General features: G+C 53.5%; 22 protein-coding genes, 1 other RNA gene and 1 pseudogene. 12 read left to right on the top strand and 12 right to left on the bottom strand.

Going from position 1 to position 20,129, the window contains the following annotated elements:
- The first annotated feature begins 1 nt into the window (after position 1).
- The 8 genes from mzrA to JLG71_RS03155 all read left to right on the top strand — a co-directional run bounded on the left by mzrA (position 2) and on the right by JLG71_RS03155 (position 4,233).
- Positions 2-379: an EnvZ/OmpR regulon moderator MzrA gene (gene mzrA, locus JLG71_RS03190; protein WP_161506366.1), complete on the top strand. Its 378-nt coding sequence runs from the start codon at positions 2-4 to the stop codon at positions 377-379.
- A gap of 149 nt (positions 380-528) precedes the next feature.
- Positions 529-897 carry a DUF1090 domain-containing protein gene (locus tag JLG71_RS03185; protein WP_014226939.1) on the top strand — a complete coding sequence of 123 codons (369 nt, stop codon included), beginning with the start codon at positions 529-531 and terminating at the stop codon, positions 895-897.
- A 45-nt stretch (positions 898-942) separates the two neighbouring features.
- On the top strand, positions 943-1,248 hold the full coding sequence (locus JLG71_RS03180; RefSeq protein ID WP_200913965.1) for a DUF883 family protein: 306 nt from the start codon (positions 943-945) through the stop codon (positions 1,246-1,248).
- Positions 1,249-1,250: 2 nt separating this feature from the next.
- Entirely contained in the window at positions 1,251-1,649 is a 399-nt protein-coding gene (locus JLG71_RS03175; RefSeq protein ID WP_200913964.1) for a phage holin family protein, read from the top strand.
- Entirely contained in the window at positions 1,646-1,945 is a 300-nt protein-coding gene (locus tag JLG71_RS03170; RefSeq protein WP_049071567.1) for a YqjK-like family protein, read from the top strand. Before JLG71_RS03175 ends, JLG71_RS03170 begins: the two co-directional genes overlap by 4 nt.
- Positions 1,946-2,289: 344 nt before the next feature.
- Positions 2,290-2,682 carry a DoxX family protein gene (locus JLG71_RS03165; protein WP_004125512.1) on the top strand — a complete coding sequence of 131 codons (393 nt, stop codon included), beginning with the start codon at positions 2,290-2,292 and terminating at the stop codon, positions 2,680-2,682.
- Positions 2,683-2,751: 69 nt separating this feature from the next.
- Positions 2,752-3,738, top strand: coding sequence for a glutathione S-transferase family protein (locus tag JLG71_RS03160; protein WP_200913963.1), 987 nt, complete (start codon positions 2,752-2,754; stop codon positions 3,736-3,738).
- A gap of 126 nt (positions 3,739-3,864) precedes the next feature.
- On the top strand, positions 3,865-4,233 hold the full coding sequence (locus JLG71_RS03155; RefSeq protein WP_004105984.1) for a DUF805 domain-containing protein: 369 nt from the start codon (positions 3,865-3,867) through the stop codon (positions 4,231-4,233).
- Positions 4,234-4,269: 36 nt separating this feature from the next.
- On the opposite strand, the gene JLG71_RS03150 is transcribed toward JLG71_RS03155, so the two are convergent.
- Positions 4,270-5,166, bottom strand: coding sequence for a LysR family transcriptional regulator (locus JLG71_RS03150; protein WP_014226944.1), 897 nt, complete (start codon positions 5,164-5,166; stop codon positions 4,270-4,272).
- 104 nt (positions 5,167-5,270) lie between these two features.
- On the opposite strand from JLG71_RS03150, the gene JLG71_RS03145 reads away from it, so the two are divergent.
- Both JLG71_RS03145 and JLG71_RS03140 read left to right on the top strand, forming a co-directional pair.
- Positions 5,271-5,972, top strand: a complete 702-nt coding sequence (locus JLG71_RS03145) for a pirin family protein (RefSeq protein ID WP_014226945.1) — start codon at positions 5,271-5,273, stop codon at positions 5,970-5,972.
- Between the two features lie 24 nt (positions 5,973-5,996).
- Positions 5,997-6,158: a hypothetical protein gene (locus JLG71_RS03140; protein WP_162934508.1), complete on the top strand. Its 162-nt coding sequence runs from the start codon at positions 5,997-5,999 to the stop codon at positions 6,156-6,158.
- A 33-nt stretch (positions 6,159-6,191) separates the two neighbouring features.
- Here the strand turns inward: JLG71_RS03140 and JLG71_RS03135 are convergent, their stop codons facing one another.
- The 9 genes and pseudogenes from JLG71_RS03135 to garP form a co-directional block, all read right to left on the bottom strand.
- Positions 6,192-6,602 (bottom strand): Spy/CpxP family protein refolding chaperone, encoded by a 411-nt coding sequence (locus tag JLG71_RS03135; protein WP_032751388.1) that lies wholly within the window; start codon positions 6,600-6,602, stop codon positions 6,192-6,194.
- A gap of 1,175 nt (positions 6,603-7,777) precedes the next feature.
- Complete coding sequence (locus JLG71_RS03130; protein ID WP_185219785.1) at positions 7,778-8,935, bottom strand: PAAR domain-containing protein; 1,158 nt, start codon at positions 8,933-8,935, stop codon at positions 7,778-7,780.
- A 17-nt stretch (positions 8,936-8,952) separates the two neighbouring features.
- Positions 8,953-9,438 carry a PAAR domain-containing protein gene (locus tag JLG71_RS03125; RefSeq protein ID WP_185219784.1) on the bottom strand — a complete coding sequence of 162 codons (486 nt, stop codon included), beginning with the start codon at positions 9,436-9,438 and terminating at the stop codon, positions 8,953-8,955.
- A gap of 199 nt (positions 9,439-9,637) precedes the next feature.
- Positions 9,638-9,755 (bottom strand): annotated as a pseudogene (locus JLG71_RS03120) (IS3 family transposase); the annotation flags it as partial.
- Between the two features lie 580 nt (positions 9,756-10,335).
- An RNA gene (rnpB, locus tag JLG71_RS03115) (RNase P RNA component class A) lies at positions 10,336-10,714 on the bottom strand.
- A 32-nt stretch (positions 10,715-10,746) separates the two neighbouring features.
- A complete protein-coding gene (gene garK / locus JLG71_RS03110) occupies positions 10,747-11,892 on the bottom strand; it encodes a glycerate 2-kinase (RefSeq protein ID WP_025108329.1) in 1,146 nt (381 codons plus the stop codon).
- A gap of 65 nt (positions 11,893-11,957) precedes the next feature.
- A complete protein-coding gene (gene garR / locus JLG71_RS03105) occupies positions 11,958-12,848 on the bottom strand; it encodes a 2-hydroxy-3-oxopropionate reductase (protein WP_004105999.1) in 891 nt (296 codons plus the stop codon).
- Between the two features lie 28 nt (positions 12,849-12,876).
- Entirely contained in the window at positions 12,877-13,647 is a 771-nt protein-coding gene (garL, locus tag JLG71_RS03100) for a 2-dehydro-3-deoxyglucarate aldolase (protein WP_025108328.1), read from the bottom strand.
- A 28-nt stretch (positions 13,648-13,675) separates the two neighbouring features.
- The gene (gene garP / locus JLG71_RS03095) at positions 13,676-15,010 is read right to left on the bottom strand and encodes a galactarate/glucarate/glycerate transporter GarP (RefSeq protein ID WP_032751391.1); all 1,335 of its coding nucleotides are present in this window, start codon (positions 15,008-15,010) and stop codon (positions 13,676-13,678) included.
- A gap of 518 nt (positions 15,011-15,528) precedes the next feature.
- Between garP and garD the strand changes: the two genes are divergently transcribed.
- Positions 15,529-17,100 (top strand): galactarate dehydratase, encoded by a 1,572-nt coding sequence (garD, locus tag JLG71_RS03090; RefSeq protein ID WP_014226951.1) that lies wholly within the window; start codon positions 15,529-15,531, stop codon positions 17,098-17,100.
- A 51-nt stretch (positions 17,101-17,151) separates the two neighbouring features.
- On the opposite strand, the gene JLG71_RS03085 is transcribed toward garD, so the two are convergent.
- Together JLG71_RS03085 and JLG71_RS03080 are read right to left on the bottom strand one after the other, a co-directional pair.
- Positions 17,152-18,099 (bottom strand): sugar kinase, encoded by a 948-nt coding sequence (locus JLG71_RS03085; RefSeq protein ID WP_049082256.1) that lies wholly within the window; start codon positions 18,097-18,099, stop codon positions 17,152-17,154.
- Positions 18,100-18,109: 10 nt separating this feature from the next.
- On the bottom strand, positions 18,110-18,904 hold the full coding sequence (locus tag JLG71_RS03080; protein WP_162097181.1) for a DeoR/GlpR family DNA-binding transcription regulator: 795 nt from the start codon (positions 18,902-18,904) through the stop codon (positions 18,110-18,112).
- A gap of 352 nt (positions 18,905-19,256) precedes the next feature.
- Here JLG71_RS03080 and JLG71_RS03075 point away from each other — a divergent pair, with 352 nt between their 5' ends.
- Positions 19,257-20,111 (top strand): tagatose bisphosphate family class II aldolase, encoded by an 855-nt coding sequence (locus JLG71_RS03075; protein WP_014839619.1) that lies wholly within the window; start codon positions 19,257-19,259, stop codon positions 20,109-20,111.
- Positions 20,112-20,129: the final 18 nt, after the last annotated feature.

Raw genomic sequence — 20,129 nt, 5'->3', positions numbered from 1 at the left:
GATGACACGCTCCTCTCTGCGTCAGATAAGCTGGGTGCTGGGCGGTTCGCTACTCCTGTGCGGCCTGTTCTGGCTCTGGCTCACCGTGCAACAGCAGGAATCCACGCTGGCTATTCGTCCCGTTAGTCAGGGTATCAGCATGCCGGACGGTTTTTCCGTCTGGCACCATCTCGATGCTAACGGTATCCGTTTTAAAAGCATTACGCCGCAGAATGACGGTTTGCTTATCAAGTTTGACTCCAGCGCTCAGGGCGCCGCGGCAAAAGAAGTTTTGGGCCGCGCTCTACCGCATGGTTATATTATCGCTTTAGTGGAAGACGATGATTCGCCTACCGCCTGGATTTCGCGCCTGCGCGATACGCCGCACAGATTCGGGTAATCCACGAAAATTCCGAATATATTCACCCTGTTTGGTGATTTCCCGGTTTACTTACTATCATTAAGTTTGCGGGCGTCACCAGACTCACGTTACTCAACTGGATAGGGGATATCCTGAGATATTCCCCCACACAATGGAAGGTCGTATCCATGAAACACCGCATCGCTTTGATCCTGGTTCTGTCATCACTGAGCGCCAGCGCCTTTGCCATCTCCCCTTGCCAGGAAAAAGAGCAGGATATCCAGCGGGAGATCAGCTACGCAGAAAAGCATCATAACCAGCACCGTATTGACGGTCTGAAAAAGGCGCTGAGCGAAGTAAAAGCGCACTGCAGCGACAGCCAGCTCAAAGCCGATCACCAGAAAAAAATCGCCAAACAGCAGGAAGAAATTACCGAACGTCGGAACGACCTGCGCGAAGCCGAACAGAAAGGCGATGCTGACAAAATCAGCAAGCGTCAACGTAAACTTGATGAAGCGCAGCAGGAACTGAAAGAGCTGCAGTCTCGCGAGTACTAATCGATTAAGCAAGACCAATATGGACCACTTTAACAGGAGATAAACATGGCTAAAGATAACGTTGCAGAAGACCTGCGTGCGGAACTGAAGACGCTGGCTGATACCCTGGAAGAAGTGCTGAACTCCTCCACGGATAAGTCGAAAGAAGAGATTGGTAAGCTGCGCAGTAAAGCCGAAAGCGCGCTGAAGGAAAGCCGTGTTCGCCTGGGTGAAACCAGCGATGCTCTCCTGAAGCAAACGCGAGAAACCGCTGCGCATGCAGATGAATACGTCCGTGAAAACCCCTGGACCGGCGTGGGAATTGGTGCTGCCGTCGGGCTGGTACTGGGTGTCCTGCTGACGCGTCGTTAATTATGGCGAACTCTAAAAGCACGCAAGGGCCTGGGCAAAGCGTTTTCGGCATCGGACAGCGAATAGTCACTTTGCTGGTCGAGATGGTGGAAACGCGCCTGCGCCTGGTCGTCGTGGAGCTGGAAGAGGAGAAAGCCAATCTCTTCCAGCTGTTCCTGATGCTCGGGCTGACGCTGCTGTTTGCCGCGTTCGGGCTGATGAGCATGCTGGTGCTCGTCATCTGGGCCGTCGATGCGCAGTATCGGCTCAACGTGATGATCGCCACCACCGCTATCCTGCTGCTGGCAGCGCTCATTGGCGGTATCTGGACCTTACGCAAAGCCCGACGTTCAACGTTCCTGCGCTTCACGCGTCAGGAGCTGGCTAACGACCGCGCATTGCTGGAGGACGATAAGCCATGAGCCGCGAACGGCAGGAACGCGAACGACAAAAAGCGCTTTTGCTGCGCCTGATCCAACAGCAGCGGCTGGACCTTAGCGCCAGCCACCGCCACTGGATTGAAGCGACCGCGCCCATTGATCGCGGCTGGAACACCTTCCTCAATCTGCGTTCATGGGCAATGGTCGGCAGCGGCATCGTGGCAATATGGTCCGTTCGCCATCCGCGCTTTTTGATGCGCTGGGCAAAGCGCAGCCTCGGTATCTGGAGCACCTGGCGGATGGCCCGCAATCTGCTGCGTCAGTCCACCTCGCGCTAAGGGTAATGACCGGGTCCGGCGCCAGCCGCCGCCCGGCATCCCTCTCTCTCACAGTCCCCGTCAGGTTTGCCCCCTCTTCTTGCTCACCAGCAGAACGTTTTCGCCTTTCAGCGTCTGCCGTCATTTTGCGCAGCACCGCCTGTACGACCCGCTACAGCCCCACTTACATTCATGTCCTTTATCAATAATTACTCAGAAACTTTGAAGAAGATCTACAGTTTTCCTTGCTAACAATCACATCTCATCCTCGCTAATATCCTCTCCATCGACAGCAAGCCCGCGTAACTACGCAGGATTGCACCAAAAAACAAAATCGCCGCCCTTTGGGTTTTCTGGAGTAAGAAATGAAAAAATTAGAAGATGTTGGTGTACTGGTAGCGCGCATTCTGATGCCCATTCTGTTTATCACCGCAGGTTGGGGAAAAATCACCGGTTATGCGGGTACTCAACAATATATGGAAGCCATGGGCGTCCCTGGGTTTATGCTGCCGCTGGTTATCCTGCTTGAATTCGGCGGCGGTCTGGCGATTCTGTTCGGTTTCCTGACCCGCACCACCGCGCTGTTCACCGCAGGCTTCACCGTGCTGACCGCGTTTCTGTTCCACAGCAACTTTGCTGAGGGCGTGAACTCGCTGATGTTCATGAAAAACCTGAGCATCGCAGGCGGCTTCCTGCTGCTGGCTATCACCGGTCCAGGCGCCTTTAGTATTGACCGCGTCCTGAATAAAAAGTGGTAAGCGCACTATACTAGTAAATAAAAAAGCGAGGGGACTTCTCCTCGCTTTTGCTATCTGAAGGAGGAAATAATGGGACAATTAGTTGACGGCGTCTGGCACGATACCTGGTATGACACCAAATCCACCGGAGGGCGATTTAAGCGTTCTGTGTCCGCCTTTCGCAACTGGCTAACCGCCGACGGCGCGCCGGGCCCAAGCGGCGAAGCCGGGTTCGCTGCGGAAAAAGACCGTTACCATCTGTACGTTTCTCTGGCCTGCCCATGGGCGCATCGCACCCTGATCCTGCGCAGCCTGAAAGGACTGGAGCCGTTTATTTCCGTCTCCGTGGTCAACCCCCTGATGTTCGAGAACGGCTGGACTTTCGACGATAGCTTCCCGGCAGCGACGGGCGATACCCTCTACCAGCACGAATTTCTTTATCAGCTTTATCTGCATGCCGATCCCCACTACAGCGGGCGCGTCACGGTGCCCGTGTTGTGGGACAAAAAGCAGCAAACCATCGTCAGCAATGAGTCGGCGGAAATCATCCGCATGTTGAATACCGCGTTTGACGGACTGGGTGCCCGCGCTAGAGATTACTACCCGCCTGAGCTGCGCGCGCAAATTGATGAGCTGAACGGCTGGATCTATGACAACGTCAACAACGGGGTCTATAAAGCCGGATTCGCCACCAGCCAGCAGGCCTATGACGAAGCGGTCGATGGGGTATTTACGTCTCTGGAGCGTCTGGAACAAATCCTTGGTCAACACCGCTTCCTGACCGGTAACCAGCTGACGGAGGCCGATATTCGTCTGTGGACCACCCTGGTTCGTTTCGACCCGGTGTATGTGACCCACTTTAAATGCGACAAACGCCGCATCAGCGATTATCTCAATCTTTATGGCTTCCTGCGCGATATCTACCAGATGCCGGGCATCGCGGAAACGGTGGATTTTGCCCATATTCGCAACCATTACTACCGTAGCCATAAGACGATCAACCCAACCGGGATTATCTCCGTCGGCCCGCAGCAGGATCTTAACGAACCGCACGGCCGCGATCTTCGCTTCCGCTAATCCGTTGGGCGCCATTTACCGCGCCCAATAATTCACAAAACAAATATTTACCACCATTTCATTCACGTCTATTCTTATTTCGATCGCTTTAAAAACAAGTGATTGACGGTTAATCGAGGCGTAAAAATGGACTGGTATCTTAAAGTATTAAAAAACTACATTGGATTTGGCGGCCGCGCCCGGCGCAAAGAGTACTGGATGTTTATTCTGGTCAACATCATCCTGACCGGCGTACTCAGCATTATTGATAAAATGCTCGGATGGCAGCGCGCCGGAGGGGAAGGCATTCTGACGACCATCTATGGCGTGCTGATATTCTTACCGTGGTGGGCGGTGCAGTTTCGTCGATTGCACGACACCGACCGCTCGGCATGGTGGCTGTTATTACTGCTGATCCCCGTGATCGGCTGGCTGGTGATCCTGGTCTTCAATTGCCAGAACGGCACTCCCGGCAATAACCGCTTCGGGCCGGACCCGAAACCGACCTCTTACTGACCATGCGCCCCTCGTCAAAAAGGGGCGCATTTTGTTTTATCTTGCCATAAATAGCTTCGGGATTTCCCGCAGACACCATGATTTTGCCTCACCCATGCTGTCCCGGCGCCAGGCCATAATAATGTCGATCTCGTTGCTGTACTCCGGGCTGACCACCCGCAGGCGCCCTTCGGCAATATCCCGCTCAACCAGCGGATAGGGCATCGTGGCGACGCCCAACCCTGCCAGCAGCGCCTGGCGTTTATCTTCGATCGAGCTCACGGTTAACCGCGGCTGTTTATCAAGCAGCTGCACCGTCAGCACCGGACGTTCGCGGGCGGTGTCCGCCACCGCCACGCCGCGATACTTCACGCGCGTGACTTCAGAAAGCGGCTCAGGCTCGAGGTGAATGGGATGGTCGGGGGCGGCAACGTAGACGCTCATAACCGAGTAGAGCTTACGGGAGTTAATTTCCGAGGAGGAACGAAAATGCATATCCGGCGCAACGACAATATCCGCCCGCCCCTGCTCAAGGCGCTCCCATGCCCCGGCCAGCACTTCGGTAATAATCGACAGCTGGGTGTTCGATTTGGTCGCGAGCTTTTCAATTAGCGGAAACAGGTCGGTGGTGGGTACCAGCGCCTCGGTGACGATGGTCAGGTGCGTTTCCCAGCCGCGCGATAGCGCTTCAGCATCGGTTGTCAGCTTATCCGCCGCTTCCAGCAGAACGCGCCCGCGCTCGAGCAGCATTCGGCCAACGTTGGTGAATTTTGTTCGATGACCTGAACGGTCAAACAGAACGACATCCAGCTCTTCTTCCAGCTTTTGCATGGTATAGCTGAGCGCTGAAGGCACTCGACCAAGCTCATCAGCCGCCGCCGCAAAGCTTCCGCGCCGGTCAATCGCATCCATAACGCGTAACGCTTCCAGCGTTAATGCTCTCTCTTTAGCCATCGTTCTCTCATTCAGGAAATTTGAACATACCGGGCAGAATATCTGGCTAACAATACAGCGTCCATACCTTTACCATTGATTTAGTGTAAAGAGAGGTCAAGAAGATGATTACAACCCGAACAGCCAAACAGTGCGGTCAAGCCGACTTCGGCTGGCTGCAGGCCCGCTACACCTTTTCCTTTGGCCACTACTTCGACCCGAAATTGCTAGGTTACGCGTCGCTGCGCGTGCTCAACCAGGAAGTCCTGGCGCCCGGCGCGTCGTTCCAGCCGCGTACCTATCCGAAAGTCGACATTCTGAACCTGATACTGGAAGGTGAAGCGGAATACCGCGACAGCGATGGCAACCATATCCAGGCTAAAGCTGGCGAAGCGCTGCTGATATCCACCCAGCCCGGCGTGAGCTACAGCGAGCACAACCTGAGCAAAGAGAGCTCGCTGACGCGAATCCAGCTGTGGCTGGACGCCTGCCCGCAGCATGAAAACCCGCTGGTGCAAAAAATCGCTATCGCCGAGGGAGCGCAGCAGCTGCTGGCTTCGCCGGACGGCAGCCAGAACAGTCTCCAGCTGCGCCAGCAGGTATGGATCCACCATATCAATCTGGCGAAAGGCGAGCAGCTTAACGTGCAGCTCCACGGCCCACGCGCCTACCTGCAGTCGATTCACGGCACGGTACATGCGCGAGTGCAGGAAGAAGAGAAACAGGCTTTGACCTGCGGTGATGGCGCGTTTATTCGTGACGAAGCTAACATTACCCTCGTTGCCGATACGCCGCTGCGCGCTTTGCTGATAGATTTACCTGTGTAACAACGGCAGTAAGGGAGTGTGTCAGTGGGCAAGAAGAAAACAAAAAAAGCGGTGCTGGCAGCGTCGCAGCCGCAGCCAGAAACCATAACAACGGTTAGCTTTGGTTATGAAGAGATGTTGAGCGAACTGGAGGCGATCGTCGCAGAAGCGGAGATACGGCTCCAGGAAGAAGAAAGCGTCGCCTGACGTCAATATCGGCCCCGGCCGGGGCCGATAGATTTACTCACTCAGCGCCTGAGCTAAATCTTTTTGGACCTGCTTACGCTGTTCTGGCGTCAGGACCTGATTCACATCAAAATAGTACTTCACGCGATAATAGCGGACCTGCTGTTCGACTTTACTAAACGCCGCCAGCTGATCTTTGACCGCTTTTTCATTCCATTTTCCGGAATCAATCACATCAAATAATACGCCGTCTTTAATATCTTTCTGGGAGATCTGCTGAACGTTTTTTTCCAGCTGCTGGTGCAGGCTTTTAATTTTCGTTACCTGATCCTGGGTCAGTTTTAAGTGTTGGACAATCGGATCCTGCGCAGGGACTGGCGCAGCGTTAACATCCGCAGCCTGTGCCGCCATTGAGAAGCCCGTAGCGAGGACGGTTGTCACTGCAATGCGAGTCATTAATTTCATTTTTTGTTTTATCCTGATTAATTATCACCGATGTGGCTGGCTATTATTTTTCATAAGCCGATGACGAAATGTAAAAAATAGTTCGCATAAATGTAGTTAAATCAGGAAATACATAACAAACATGAATACTACAATTGAAGTCATTTATTTTAAATATATTAATTAAGCAAGAAGGACGCATAACCGTATGAGTCATAATGCGGTTGATGGCAAATCTGTTTCCCCCATTGTGCCGCTTTCTTGTCAGGTGGCGGCTGACGCCTTTCCTGATCGACTACACCCGCGCCGTTGCTACAACCCAAAGCAAAAGCCCCGCTATTGCTGGCAGGGGTTGTCTAATAAGTTGAAACGGACCGCTCAGCCGGCTTCGTTCAACCATACGTCAGGTATCTGCGGCGCTGGGGATTGTGTCGCAGACCGTATCTCACTTTGTATGGCAGGGTAAAGCCCGCCAGGTACGTGTCTTTCACACCCAACCGTGTTTTATCGCCAGCATCAAAATCCCTGCAATTACAAAAAATACTATACTAACCAGACCAAGAAGTGCCTCTACATAAAATGGCCTGATAATCCGTTTCGGTAATCCCCGGATGAAATCTTTATCATCATTTTTGGTCAGTATTGAGCTTTTATTCCACAATAGCGGCATAAATATAAACTGCGTTTTTATGCCGTATGCGCCCTTGAAGTAAAGTGAGTTAACGTTCTCGAACAATAATACGGCATCGGGAAGGCTGCCGAACTTCTCTTTGTATAGCTGGCAGATCTCCTTAAATCTCTTTCTGTTCAGAAGTGAGGCAATGACACTGGCTCGGGGGGCACTCCAGTGCGTTGTCTTACCACCAACGTGTATTAGACTTGTATTGTCTAAAAACAGGGAAAAGGGGAAAGGCTGGATCTCTCCAGCCTTTGACGGTCATCTCACTTTCTTGAAGATAAGCAAGACTAAAAAAAGACAAATGGCGCTACCGACAAATGCAGTGATTAAGAGGCTATCCACTGAACGCGATAAGTCATCTATGATCGCTTCACATAAACGAGCTTCCATCTGACCTGTTGAAGGGGGGCCGTTGTATTTCCGGGTTAGTCCAAAATCAAGCACTGGTATCATCAAGGCAATAGAGTAGATTGCGAATACTAAAGCAATACCTCCCCATCGAAGGATAGCCTTTGCTCTATTCGTCAATGTCATACGAACCACCTAAAATGCCGCCAATCGTGCCCCCAGAATAGCCCGAAGATGATCCAACCGTTGACGCACTGTTAGCAAGCCCTTCCTCCACTCGTCCTGTGAGGCTTTCAGAGTTAGGCTTGAATTGTTCGATGTTCGGATACTGTTCTCTGAATGAGCTGGTGACTTCCATAACGTTCATTGAAGACAGATCGCCGCTCTTTTCCGTCAAGTAACGCTGTAAAGATACAGGGATAGTGAAATCTTCTTCATTGTCGATACGAAGCTGCGTTGTTGTCGATGTGTAACTGGTGTCAAAGATTTTAGTCCCTGCTTCTCTGATCACTTGTACCGTGTGAGTTGTGCAGTTGCTGCCGGTTAAATCGTAAACGTCTATCACCTTTCCGCGCCGCTTAGTACGGTCTCCCATCGCCTCCGTGAAAACGGGTGTTTTACCGGAGTTCCATAGAGATTCAAAAATTCTGCGGGTTTCCTCCGTAGTAACATCGTCGATCTGAAAAACTCTCGCTTGGTATTTGTACAGTTCTTCACGATAGTAAAGGCGTGCATCATCGCCAGTCAGGAAGTTAAGAATCCCATCACCTGTTAATGTGGCCGGGCCTTTCCGACCAAAGCGCCCGTATGTGTAAACATAGATCGAGTTATTCTCGTGTACAGAAACATAAGCATGTCCTGCGTCGGTGGTTTCAGTCCAGATGTAAACGCCGTTCAGAAGTTGGTTATCTTCTGGCTTGCAGGTGTCAGCAAAACTGTTTTGCTTCTTCGCTACTTGGGCGTGCTGCTCTGGTTCTTGTACTGAATCAGGTGTGGCTTTCGCGGCCGCTGGTGTGGATGTTGCCCGCACTGGTGCCTGATAAGGGCCGTGTCGCATAAAAGTATGGGTGGCGATGAAAAATGACTTACACGGACAGGTAGAGCGGCTGTAGAGCGTACTGGCGGCTAATTGACCATGAATATACTCTCCAGGATATCCACCTGCCACGCTGTAAATACCTGGGTGTTTACCGCAGGATACCTGGCAGCCCACTGTTGCCTGTCTGTTTAGATTCGGGCCAATCTGCTTCCCTTTCGGGTGTCCGGTCAGTACCGATCCCCCGCATGTTGTTTTATCGCCTTTCACAACCCAAAAGCCTGTAGACATTTTCTGGACTCCTTTTTTTAGAGCGCCGCTGGAGCGAGAAAATCGGCTGGCATTGCTGGGCTGTTGTCTAACTGGCAGAGGAGAGCATAATCTTGTGGGGTGCTAACAATCACATCACCGTTATCAAGCTGGCTTCCTACGAGAGCATAAGAAACGCCGTTGCCGTTGGTATTGACTGACCCCGATCCGTTGATGATTTTCGCGCGTGTTCCGTCAGGATAAACAACGTCATCCCCAACCATTGCCCGAGTAACCTCGCTCCCATCCTCAAGAATAAAAGTGTCGTTGGCGCTGGCTTTCTCAATCTTTCCACCGTTTCGGGTGAGCGCTCCAGTCGTAGCAAAACGCCAAATTGCCATTAAAGAACGATCTTTCATTTCTTCAATATGGGATTTGAAAATCTGGCGTTGCTCTTCGTCTGCGTTTGCCAGTTGCTCTGCGCTGAATGGATGATTGAATGATGCGAGTACGGATGGCGTGAGTTCGTTGGTGTATTGCTTCATAAATCCCTCTACTTACTGTGAATTTATCTTGTCCAACACTCATTGTACAAATAACAACCACAAGCAGAAAGTTGTTTCCCCCTTAAAGTGAAACTATGTTTTAAAAAAATTCATATAATGAATACCTCCTGTTTTTTCATTCGCTTTGTGAAGTATCAAAGCTTTTGCTGTGCCTGCCCGTTCGCCGTGTTTGTCTGTTCCGGGTTACGTTGCCGGATATACCGAAGGAAGCAGTGACTGTCAGACACTCCTTCATGAAATCATCGACCTCGTCTACGTTTAACACCCAGGCCGCTGAAATGATAAAGGCGGTAAATAATCATCAATGTCTTTTTGTTCTAATTTCTTCATTTTCTGCACTATGTCCAAAAGTTGGGCTGGCTCCATCCTGGACGCTTTTATAAAAGAAATGATCATAAAGAGTGGGAAGATATAAATCTTGCTCTACTCGCTGAATCGCAGCCCAGAGACACACGAAAAAAACGCCTGACGGGAGTCTGAAATAAAGGCAATAGCGGTTGTCGCACTTGAGGGTATTAGGGATGGAACAGCCGTTGGTATGCCTCGTCTGTATCACAGTTTGCGTCGCATTTTCACCTTTAAAGGTCTGAGACATGCCAACGTATTGCTTTAGAAGTAGTTGAAGCTGACCGTTAAGCCGCTTTCTTTTGGGGTATAGCGTCGTGGACAGTCATTCATCTGTCCTGTATTTCAACCTGCCGTATGAAGCAAAAACCCCCGCCATCGCTGGCAGGGGTTTTGTAGAAAGTTGAAGCTGACCGTTAAGCCGCTTTCTTGTGGGGTATAGCGTCGTGGACAGTCATTCATCTGCCCTCTGTTTCAACCTTTAGCCGAAAACAAAAACCCCCGCCATTTCTGACGAGGGTTTTCTTTGAATGAGGAAGCTGACCGTTAAGCCGGGTTCTGTCGTGGACAGTCATTCATCTAGGCCAGCAATCGCTCACTGGCTCAAGCAGCCTACCCGGGTTCAGTACGGGCCGTACCTTATGAACCCCTATTTGGCCTTGCTCCGGGTGGAGTTTACCGTGCCGCGAACTGTTACCAGACGCGCGGTGCGCTCTTACCGCACCCTTTCACCCTTACCTGATCCCACTTACGTGGGCCATCGGCGGTTTGCTCTCTGTTGCACTGGTCGTGGGCTTGCGCCCCCCAGGCGTTACCTGGCACCCTGCCCTATGGAGCCCGGACTTTCCTCCCCTCCGCCCGTCTCCCCCGAAGAGGACGACGACGAAGCGGCGACTGTCTGGTCAGCTTCGGCGCGAAGTATAGAGGGTTTACCGACGGTTGTCATCCTTCTGTCGCCATCCCAACCTGCAATGTCGCCGCAATATTACGCGACGCATGATAAATATTGTCCGCCGCGCCGCGAAACGCCTCTTCGAGCGTCGTTACGCTGGTCAGCACGCTAAACACCGCATCAATCCCATACTGGTGAACCACGCCGACGTCCCGGGTCAGACTACCGGCAATGCCAATTACCGGCTTATGATACTTTTTCGCCACGTTCGCTACGCCAACCGGCACTTTACCGTTAATACTCTGGCTATCCAGCCTGCCTTCACCGGTCACCACCAGCGAACAATCGAGGATATGCTCTTCCAGATTCAGCGCCTGGGTTACGATTTCAATCCCGCTGCGTAATTCAGCGTTCAGGAACGCCATCAGCGCTGCGCCCATACCACCCGCCGCGCCCGCGCCGGCAACCTGCTTCACATCGACATGCAGATCGGCCTTAATAACGTCCGCATAGTGCGCCAGGTTGCTGTCCAGCTCGCGGATCATCGCTTCGGTAGCCCCTTTCTGCGGACCAAATATCCTTGATGCGCCAGTATCACCAGTCAGCGGATTGGTGACATCGCAGGCGACCCGAATAGCGCAATCATGCAGTCGCGCGTCAAGACCGGAGAGATCTATCGAATTGAGGCTACACAGACTACCGCCGCCGTTGCCAATCTCCGCGCCATTGGCATCGCAGAGACGCGCGCCCAGCGCCTGAACCATTCCCGCGCCGCCGTCATTGGTGGCGCTGCCGCCAATGCCAATGATGATATTTTTCGCCCCATGATCCAGCGCCTGCAAAATCAGCTCGCCGGTACCGCGCGACGTCGTCAATAGCGGGTTACGCTGAGCGGGCGGAACCAGCCCCAGCCCGCTGGCCGCAGCCATTTCGATAAACGCGGTTTTGCCGTCTCCGGAAAGCCCCCAGCAGGCATTAACCGGAACACCCAGCGGCCCCGTCACGCAGGCGCTCATTTCGGTTCCCTGCGTCGCGGCAATCATCGCCTCAACGGTACCTTCTCCGCCATCGGCGAGAGGAACCTTCACGTAGAGCGCATCGGGGAAAATTTCCCGAAAACCTTTTTCTATAGCCTGAGCAACCTCGGTGGCCGAGAGGCTTTCTTTATAAGAGTCTGGGGCGATTACGATTTTCATAGTTATGTAGCCTGACAGTGCCGCGCGAGGCAAGAATTACAGGGCGCGCATCCGCGCCCTTCTTGTTAGCGAGTGACTTCCACTTTCGCCAGTTTTTCGTAGTAGCATGCAAGCGCGCTGTGGTCGGCGGTACCCAGACCGTCGGCGCGCAGCGCCTGCATCATCTCCATCACCGCGGCGGTCAGCGGCAGCTGGGCGCCCACGCCGTGAGAAGTGTCCAGCGCATTCGCCAGATCTTTGATATGCAGATCGATACGGAAACCCGGCTTGAAGTTGCGGTCCATCACCATTGGCGCTTTGGCATCCAGTACGGTGCTTCCGGCCAGCCCGCCGCGGATGGCCTGATATACCAGATCCGGGTTCACGCCCGCTTTGGTCGCCAACGTCAGCGCTTCGGACATCGCCGCAATGTTCAGCGCCACGATCACCTGGTTGGCCAGCTTGGTCACGTTGCCCGCGCCGATCTCGCCGGTATGCACCACCGAACCCGCCATCGCTTTCAGCAGATCGTAATATTTGTCGAAAATCGCTTTATCACCGCCCACCATCACCGACAGCGTACCGTCGATGGCCTTCGGTTCGCCGCCGCTGACCGGCGCATCCAGCATATCGACGCCTTTCGCTTTCAGCGCTTCGCTGATTTCGCGGCTCGCCAGCGGCGCGATGGAGCTCATATCGATCAGCACGGTGCCCGGCTTCGCGCCTTCAATAATGCCGCCTTCACCCAACGCCACCTCTTTCACGTGCGGGGAGTTCGGCAGCATGGTGATGATCACATCGCACTGCTCGGCAATCGCTTTCGCTGACGCGGCGGTTTCTGCGCCTGCGGCAATCACTTCGGCAATCGCTTCCGGGTTACGGTCAGCAACCACCAACGAGTAACCTGCCTTGAGGAGGTTTTTACTCATTGGTTTACCCATGATACCGAGGCCAATAAAACCAACTTTCATTGTCATGTCTTTATCTCTCTAGTTTCGGTGGTGGTTATTTCTTAAAGGAGTCAGCCAGCTTCTGCGTGGCAGAACGGAAAACGCCCAGGTCGCTGCCGACGGCAACAAAGGTCGCGCCCCATTCCAGATAGCGGCGCGCGTCGGCTTCAACCGGCGCCAGAATGCCGCTCGGCTTACCGTGCTTTTTCGCGCTGGCAAAAATGTGCTGAATAGCTTTCTGCACTTCCGGATGGGAAGCATTGCCCAGATGGCCCAGCGCAGCGGCCAGATCGCTTGGGCCGACAAAAATACCGTCAACGCCCGGCGTGGCGGCTATCGCATCAACGTTATCCACGCCCTGCTGGCTCTCAATTTGCACGAGAATGGTGATGTTGTTGTTCGACTGCGCGAAGTAATCCGGCACGGTGCCAAACATATTGGCGCGGTGCGAGACGGATACACCGCGAATGCCTTCTGGCGGATAGCGGGTTGAGGCGACGGCGTTAACCGCCTGCTCTTCCGTTTCGACAAACGGAATCAGGAAGTTATAAAAACCGATATCCAGCAGACGCTTAATAATCACCGGCTCGTTGGTCGGTACGCGAACGACCGGCGCGCTGGCGCTGCCTTTCAGCGCCATCAGCTGCGGGATAAAGGTTGAGATGTCGTTCGGCGCATGTTCGCCGTCCAGTACCAGCCAGTCGAAACCTGCCAGACCTAAAACTTCGGTGCTAATCGGGCTCGCCAGCGCGGACCAGCAGCCGATCTGAACCTGATGCGCCGCCAGGGCCGCCTTAAATTTGTTCGGGAAGATATCGTTGTTCATCGTTTATACCTTGTCACTTAACCGTTAATTATTTCTGCAGTTCCATGCGTTTGATGTCGCCGACCACAAACAGATAGCAAACCATCGCCATCAGGGCTGAGCATCCGACGAAGACCAGCGCTGCGTTGAATGAGTGCAGCTCGCTCACCAGGTAACCGATAACCAGCGGGGTTACGATGGAAGCGACGTTACCAAATACGTTAAAGACGCCGCCGCACAGGCCGACAATCTCTTTCGGCGCGGTATCGGAAATCACCGGCCAGCCCAGCGCGCCGAACCCTTTACCGAAGAAAGCCAGCGCCATCAGGGTCACCACCAGCGCGGTGTTATCGGTGTAGTTACACAGAATGATGGTGGAAGCCAGCAGCATTCCGAGGACGATCGGCAGCTTACGCGCCACGGTGATGGAAAAACCGCGTTTAATCAGATAGTCGGAGAACACCCCACCCAGCACGCCGCCGGCAAAACCGCACAGCGCCGGAATCGATGCGACCAGACCCACTTTCAGAATCGACATGCCCTTTTCCTGCACCAGATAAATCGGGAACCAGGTGAGGAAGAACCAGGTGATGGTATTGATAAAATATTGGCCGAAGAACACGCCCAGCATCATGCGGTTGGTCAACAGCTGCTTGATATAGTGCAGTTTAGGTCCGCTGGTCGCCGCGCTGCCGGGCTTTTTATGGTCCATATCAACGACGGCGCCGTTCTCGGAGATAAACTTAAGCTCCTCCTGCGTCATGCGCGGATGGTCGGTGGGGTTATGGATCAGTTTTACCCACAGGCCGGTCAGCACAAAGCCAATCACGCCCATGACGGTGAAGACATGCTCCCAACCCCAGGCGAAGGTCAGCCAGCCCAGCAGCGGCGAGAACAGCGCCAGGGAGAAATACTGCGCGGAGTTAAAGATCGCCGATGCGGTCCCGCGCTCTTTCGTCGGAAACCACGCCGCGACGATACGGGCGTTTGCCGGGAAAGATGGCGCTTCAGAGAAACCCAGCATAAAGCGCATAAAAAACATTGAGATACCCGCCCACGCCAGTGGAAACATATCCACAAAGCCTTGCAGGAAGGTAAACAGCGACCAGAAGAACAGGCTGTAAGAGTAGACTTTCTTCGAGCCAAATTTATCGAGCAGCCAGCCGCCGGGGATCTGCATCAGCAGGTAGGCCCAGCCGAAAGCGGAGAAAATATAGCCCATCGAGACCGCGCTCAGCTGCAGCTCTTTCGCCACCTCTGTACCGGCGATCGAGAGCGTCGCCCGGTCGGCATAGTTAACGGCGGTAACAATGAAAATGATCAACAGAATTAAATATCGAGTTGGCACTTCCCTTTTCTGTTCTATCGTTGCATCCAGACTCATCTAATATTCCTCAGGTACAACACACCTTCCATTATTTATTTTGGCGTGATTCTTCATTATTCAGAAATCAATATCAGGAGGTATCGATTTACTTATCCGGCGCATTGCAAGCATGACTCAGTATAATCAGCTTGCGAGCGTTAAACACTGTGCATATAACCTGTAAATGGCGTTTAATTATCGTTATTGTTGTGCAAATGCAATAATCAGTGGGCGCTGTTCCACAGTTCCAGCGATTTCCCTCTTTAACGTATTCGCCCGCGCAGCAATGGGTGATTTAGATCACATTTTCAGATTCAAACACCTGACATTCTCTATTTCATAAATTTGCACATCAGAAATTGAATATACCCTAAATATTTCGAGTTGCATGACGGCGGCAGCGCAGGGAATCCCCAGGAGCTTACTAAAGTAAGTGACTGGGGTGAGCGAGGAAAGCCAACGCACATGCAGCTTGAAATATGATGGGTATAAACGTTTTATTTTATTATTCGCACCTTGCTGGAGAATACTGGACAATGGCTGATATTGAAATTAGACAAGAATCGCCAACGGCGTTTTATATAAAAGTAGACGAAACGGATAACGTGGCGATTATTGTTAACGATCGAGGTTTAAAGGCCGGAACGCGTTTCCCTGACGGGCTCACGCTCGTTGAACATATCCCGCAAGGCCATAAAGTCGCGCTGGTCGATATTCCCGTCCACGGTGAAATCATCCGCTATGGCGAAGTGATTGGCTATGCGGTACGCGATATTCCGCAGGGCAGCTGGATTGACGAATCGCTGGTCGAACTACCGAAAGCGCCGCCGCTGCATACCCTACCGCTGGCGACCAAAGTCCCGGCGCCGCTGCCGCCGCTGGAAGGCTATACCTTCGAAGGCTATCGCAACGCCGACGGTAGCGTGGGCACTAAAAACCTGCTCGGCATTAGCACCAGCGTGCACTGCGTGGCGGGCGTCGTCGATTATGTGGTGAAAATTATCGAACGCGATCTGCTGCCGAAGTATCCCAACGTCGATGGCGTTGTGGGTCTGAACCACCTGTATGGCTGCGGCGTGGCGATTAACGCCCCAGCGGCGGTCGTCCCGATCCGCACCATTCATAACCTGGCGCTCAATCCAAACTTCGGCGGCGAAGTGATGGTGATTGGCCTTGGCTGCGAAAAACTGCAGCCGGAGCGCCTGCTGGAAGGCACCGACGATGTGAAAAGCATCCCCGTGGATAGCGCCAGCATCGTCAGCCTGCAGGATGAGAAGCACGTCGGTTTTAAATCAATGGTAGATGACATTCTGCAGGTCGCCGAGCGCCACCTGGAGAAGCTGAACCAGCGCCAGCGCGAAACCTGCCCGGCCTCCGAGCTGGTTGTCGGTATGCAGTGCGGCGGCAGCGATGCGTTTTCTGGCGTCACCGCCAACCCGGCGGTGGGCTACGCATCCGATCTGCTGGTGCGCTGCGGGGCGACCGTTATGTTCTCGGAAGTCACCGAAGTGCGCGATGCGATCCATTTGCTGACGCCGCGCGCCATCAACGAAGAAGTCGGAAAACGCCTGCTGGAGGAGATGGCCTGGTACGATAACTATCTCGATATGGGCAAAACCGACCGCAGCGCTAACCCCTCCCCGGGCAACAAGAAAGGCGGCCTGGCGAACGTCGTCGAGAAAGCGCTGGGCTCTATCGCTAAATCCGGGAAGAGCGCGATTGCCGAAGTGCTCTCTCCGGGGCAGCGCCCGACCAAACGCGGGCTGATTTACGCCGCGACGCCGGCGAGCGACTTTGTCTGCGGTACTCAGCAGGTGGCTTCCGGGATCACGGTACAGGTCTTTACTACCGGTCGCGGTACGCCGTACGGCCTGGTCGCCGTGCCGGTCATAAAAATGGCGACGCGTACCGAGCTGGCAAACCGCTGGTATGACTTAATGGATATCAACGCGGGAACCATCGCCACCGGAGAAGAAACCATCGAAGAGGTAGGGCTGAAGTTGTTTGAATTTATTCTTGATGTCGCCAGCGGCCGCAAGAAGACCTTCTCGGATCAGTGGGGATTGCACAATCAGCTGGCGGTGTTTAACCCGGCGCCGGTGACGTGATGGATTAAAGCACATTATCCCGCTCGTGATGCTTCGGGCGGGATACCTCTGCTATTGATGCGCGTTAAGAAAGTCCTCTATCTGCGCCTTCGTGGACGTTCCCTCCATCGGGCCACGGCGGGAAATCGCCAGAGAGCCGCTGGCGTTGGCCCATCTCAGTGCCTCATGCGGCGATGCGCCGGACAGGAACAGGCTGACAAAGGTCGCGCCGAAGCAGTCGCCAGCTCCCGTTGGGTCCACGACCGGGACATGAAAACCGGCAACATGATGCGTTTCCCGGGCGCTGAAATAGCTCGCTCCGCGCGGGCCGCGTTTAATCACCACGTGCTTAACGCCGCGCTTTAAAAGCTTATCCACCAGCACCTGTTCATCGCGCCCCGGGTTGAGGCCAAAGTAATCCAGTTCGCCATCGCTGGGCAAAAAGATATCGGTGTAATCAAGGATATACTCAAAGGCCTGCGACATTTCAGGGATATTCAGCATCTCTTTACGGATATTCGGATCGAACGAAACCGTGCCGTTGCGCGCTTTGATATTTTCAATCGCTTTACGCATCGCGTCGATCATGCGAAACGAAAACAGCGAAGAGCCCATAATGTGAAAATGGTTGCACTGGCTAAGCAGAGTATCGTCAATATGGTCCGCGGTTAGCAGACCGCAGGCGCTGTTTGGCATGTTAAAAATAAAATCGCGCTGCGCCTGGCTGCGGTAGCTCACAAAAGCGCTGCCGGTGGTCGCCTTTTGCAGTATGGCGATGCCATTAATATTCACGCCGTCGCTTTCCAGCCGCGCGATATTCATTTCACCAAACGCATCGTTGCCAACGCAGCTAAAAAGCACCGACCCTAACCCCAGCTTTGCCACCTGATCGGCGAAAATTGCCGGCGCGCCGCTGGGATATGGCCCCCAAAACTCTCCCGGGCGCGAAAAGCCCTGGTTCTCTTCTTTTGCCAGAAACTCCACCAGTAGTTCGCCGATGGTGCAAATGGTCACATTCATCATCGCTCCTTTACTTTGCCTTTTGCAAAGCAGGGTTGAGCCATGTCAGGCACTCGTTATTGGTATAGCTGTTAGTCAGGCCAGCGGCGAGAAGGCGGGCATGATACTCCGCGGCGACAATCTGCGGCGTCACGATGCCGCTAATTTGCTGCAAATCGCCAATCGGGTAGCGCTTGTCGCCATAGACCGGACGATGCGCGACGACCGCAATCGCCCTCTCACTTTGCGCCACCGCTTCGCTCAGCAGGCGGGCGCTGGCTTCCTGTCTGACGCTTAAGGTGCCATCTTCAGCAATGTGGTCGACAGCGATCAGCGCTCGCGAGGGACGATAATGACCCAGCGCGCTCAGCGCCAGATCGCCTTCGACTATTTTGCCGCTACTCCCCAACACACCGCCGAGCAGCACGGTTTCTCCATTCAGGAACTCCTGCGCCAGCGGCACATGCGCCAGGTCGTTTAATAGCAGGCAGAGCTCGTCATAACCGGCAAGGAAAGGGATCACTTTGCGTAAGATTGATCCCTGCCCCAGGAACAGCGTTTCGCTATCTTCGATCTGTGCGGCGATCTGGCGCGCCATTTCGGTCTCCAGCGCTTTGTCCGTGGCAACCGGGGCTTCCTGAGCCAGGGCGACCGGAGCGCCGGCCTGGGAAGTATAGATTGCGCCGCCAAACGAGCGCTTCAGGTAGCCCTGCTGTTCAAGGTAGTTCAGGTCGTTACGGATCGTTACCCCTGAAACAGCCAGCATTTCAGCCAGGTCGTCGACTTTGATCTCTCCGTTCTTGCGCACGATCTCCGCGATGTCCAGGCGCCTTTTCAGCAGACTTGTAGACGGTTTTGCCACAGTGTTGTGCCTTCTTATTTTCTCCCAGAATAACTTTCATTTTTAAATTTCCCCGCTGCATTGTCAAACGCAAGGCCTTCCATACCTGTTTCACATCGATTTAAAAACATTTAATTCAGTAAGTTACATAAAACATCGTCATTTAAGATACTTTTAAAAAAGAAAACAAACAAGACTATATAACTTTCATTTTTAAAATTACATCACTGTTGTGTGCGATTGATCACAACAATACGTCGAGACGATCGCTACATTACTTTCAAAATGAAGATTCAAAACACAAAAGCACTTACAACATGAAAGCAAAGGAGAACGAATGTACATTATTTCGAGTAAAAACATGCTGTTGAAAGCTCAGCGCCACGGCTATGCCGTTCCCGCCTTTAATATCCACAACCTGGAAACGATGCAGGTGGTGGTAGAAACCGCCGCCGAACTGCGTTCTCCGCTGATCCTTGCCGGCACCCCGGGAACTTATAGCTATGCAGGAACCGGGAACGTGGTGGCGATCGCTCGCGATCTGGCTAAATACTGGGATCTTCCCTTAGCGGTCCACCTCGATCACCATGAAGATCTGACCGATATCACGCATAAAGTGCAGGCCGGTATCCGCTCGGTCATGATCGATGGTTCACACTCGCCTTTTGAAGAAAACGTCGCGTTAGTCAAGAGCGTGGTTGAACTGAGCCATCGCTATGATGCCAGCGTTGAAGCCGAACTCGGCCGTCTGGGCGGCGTGGAGGATGATTTGGTGGTCGATGCAAAAGATGCGCTGTATACCAACCCGGAACAGGCGCGCGAATTTGTCACCCGCACCGGCATCGACTCGCTGGCGGTGGCTATCGGTACGGCGCACGGCATGTACGCCGCAGAACCCAAACTCGATTTTGAGCGCCTCGCCGCCATTCGCGATCGCGTTGACGTCCCTCTGGTTCTTCATGGCGCATCCGGGCTGGCCGATAGCGATATCCGCCGGGCAATCTCTCTGGGCGTGTGCAAAGTCAACGTCGCTACCGAGCTGAAAATCGCGTTCTCCGATGCCCTGAAGCAGTACTTCGAGGAAAATCCGGACGCTAACGATCCGCGTCATTACATGAAACCGGCCAAAGCGGCGATGAAGGATATCGTACGCAAAGTCATTCACGTTTGTGGCTGTGAAGGACAACTGTAATTTTCGGATCGAAGGAGC

The sequence above is a fragment of the Klebsiella michiganensis genome (assembly GCF_015139575.1).
Classification (GTDB): domain Bacteria; phylum Pseudomonadota; class Gammaproteobacteria; order Enterobacterales; family Enterobacteriaceae; genus Klebsiella; species Klebsiella michiganensis.
This window is presented reverse-complemented; position numbering and strand designations above follow the sequence as displayed.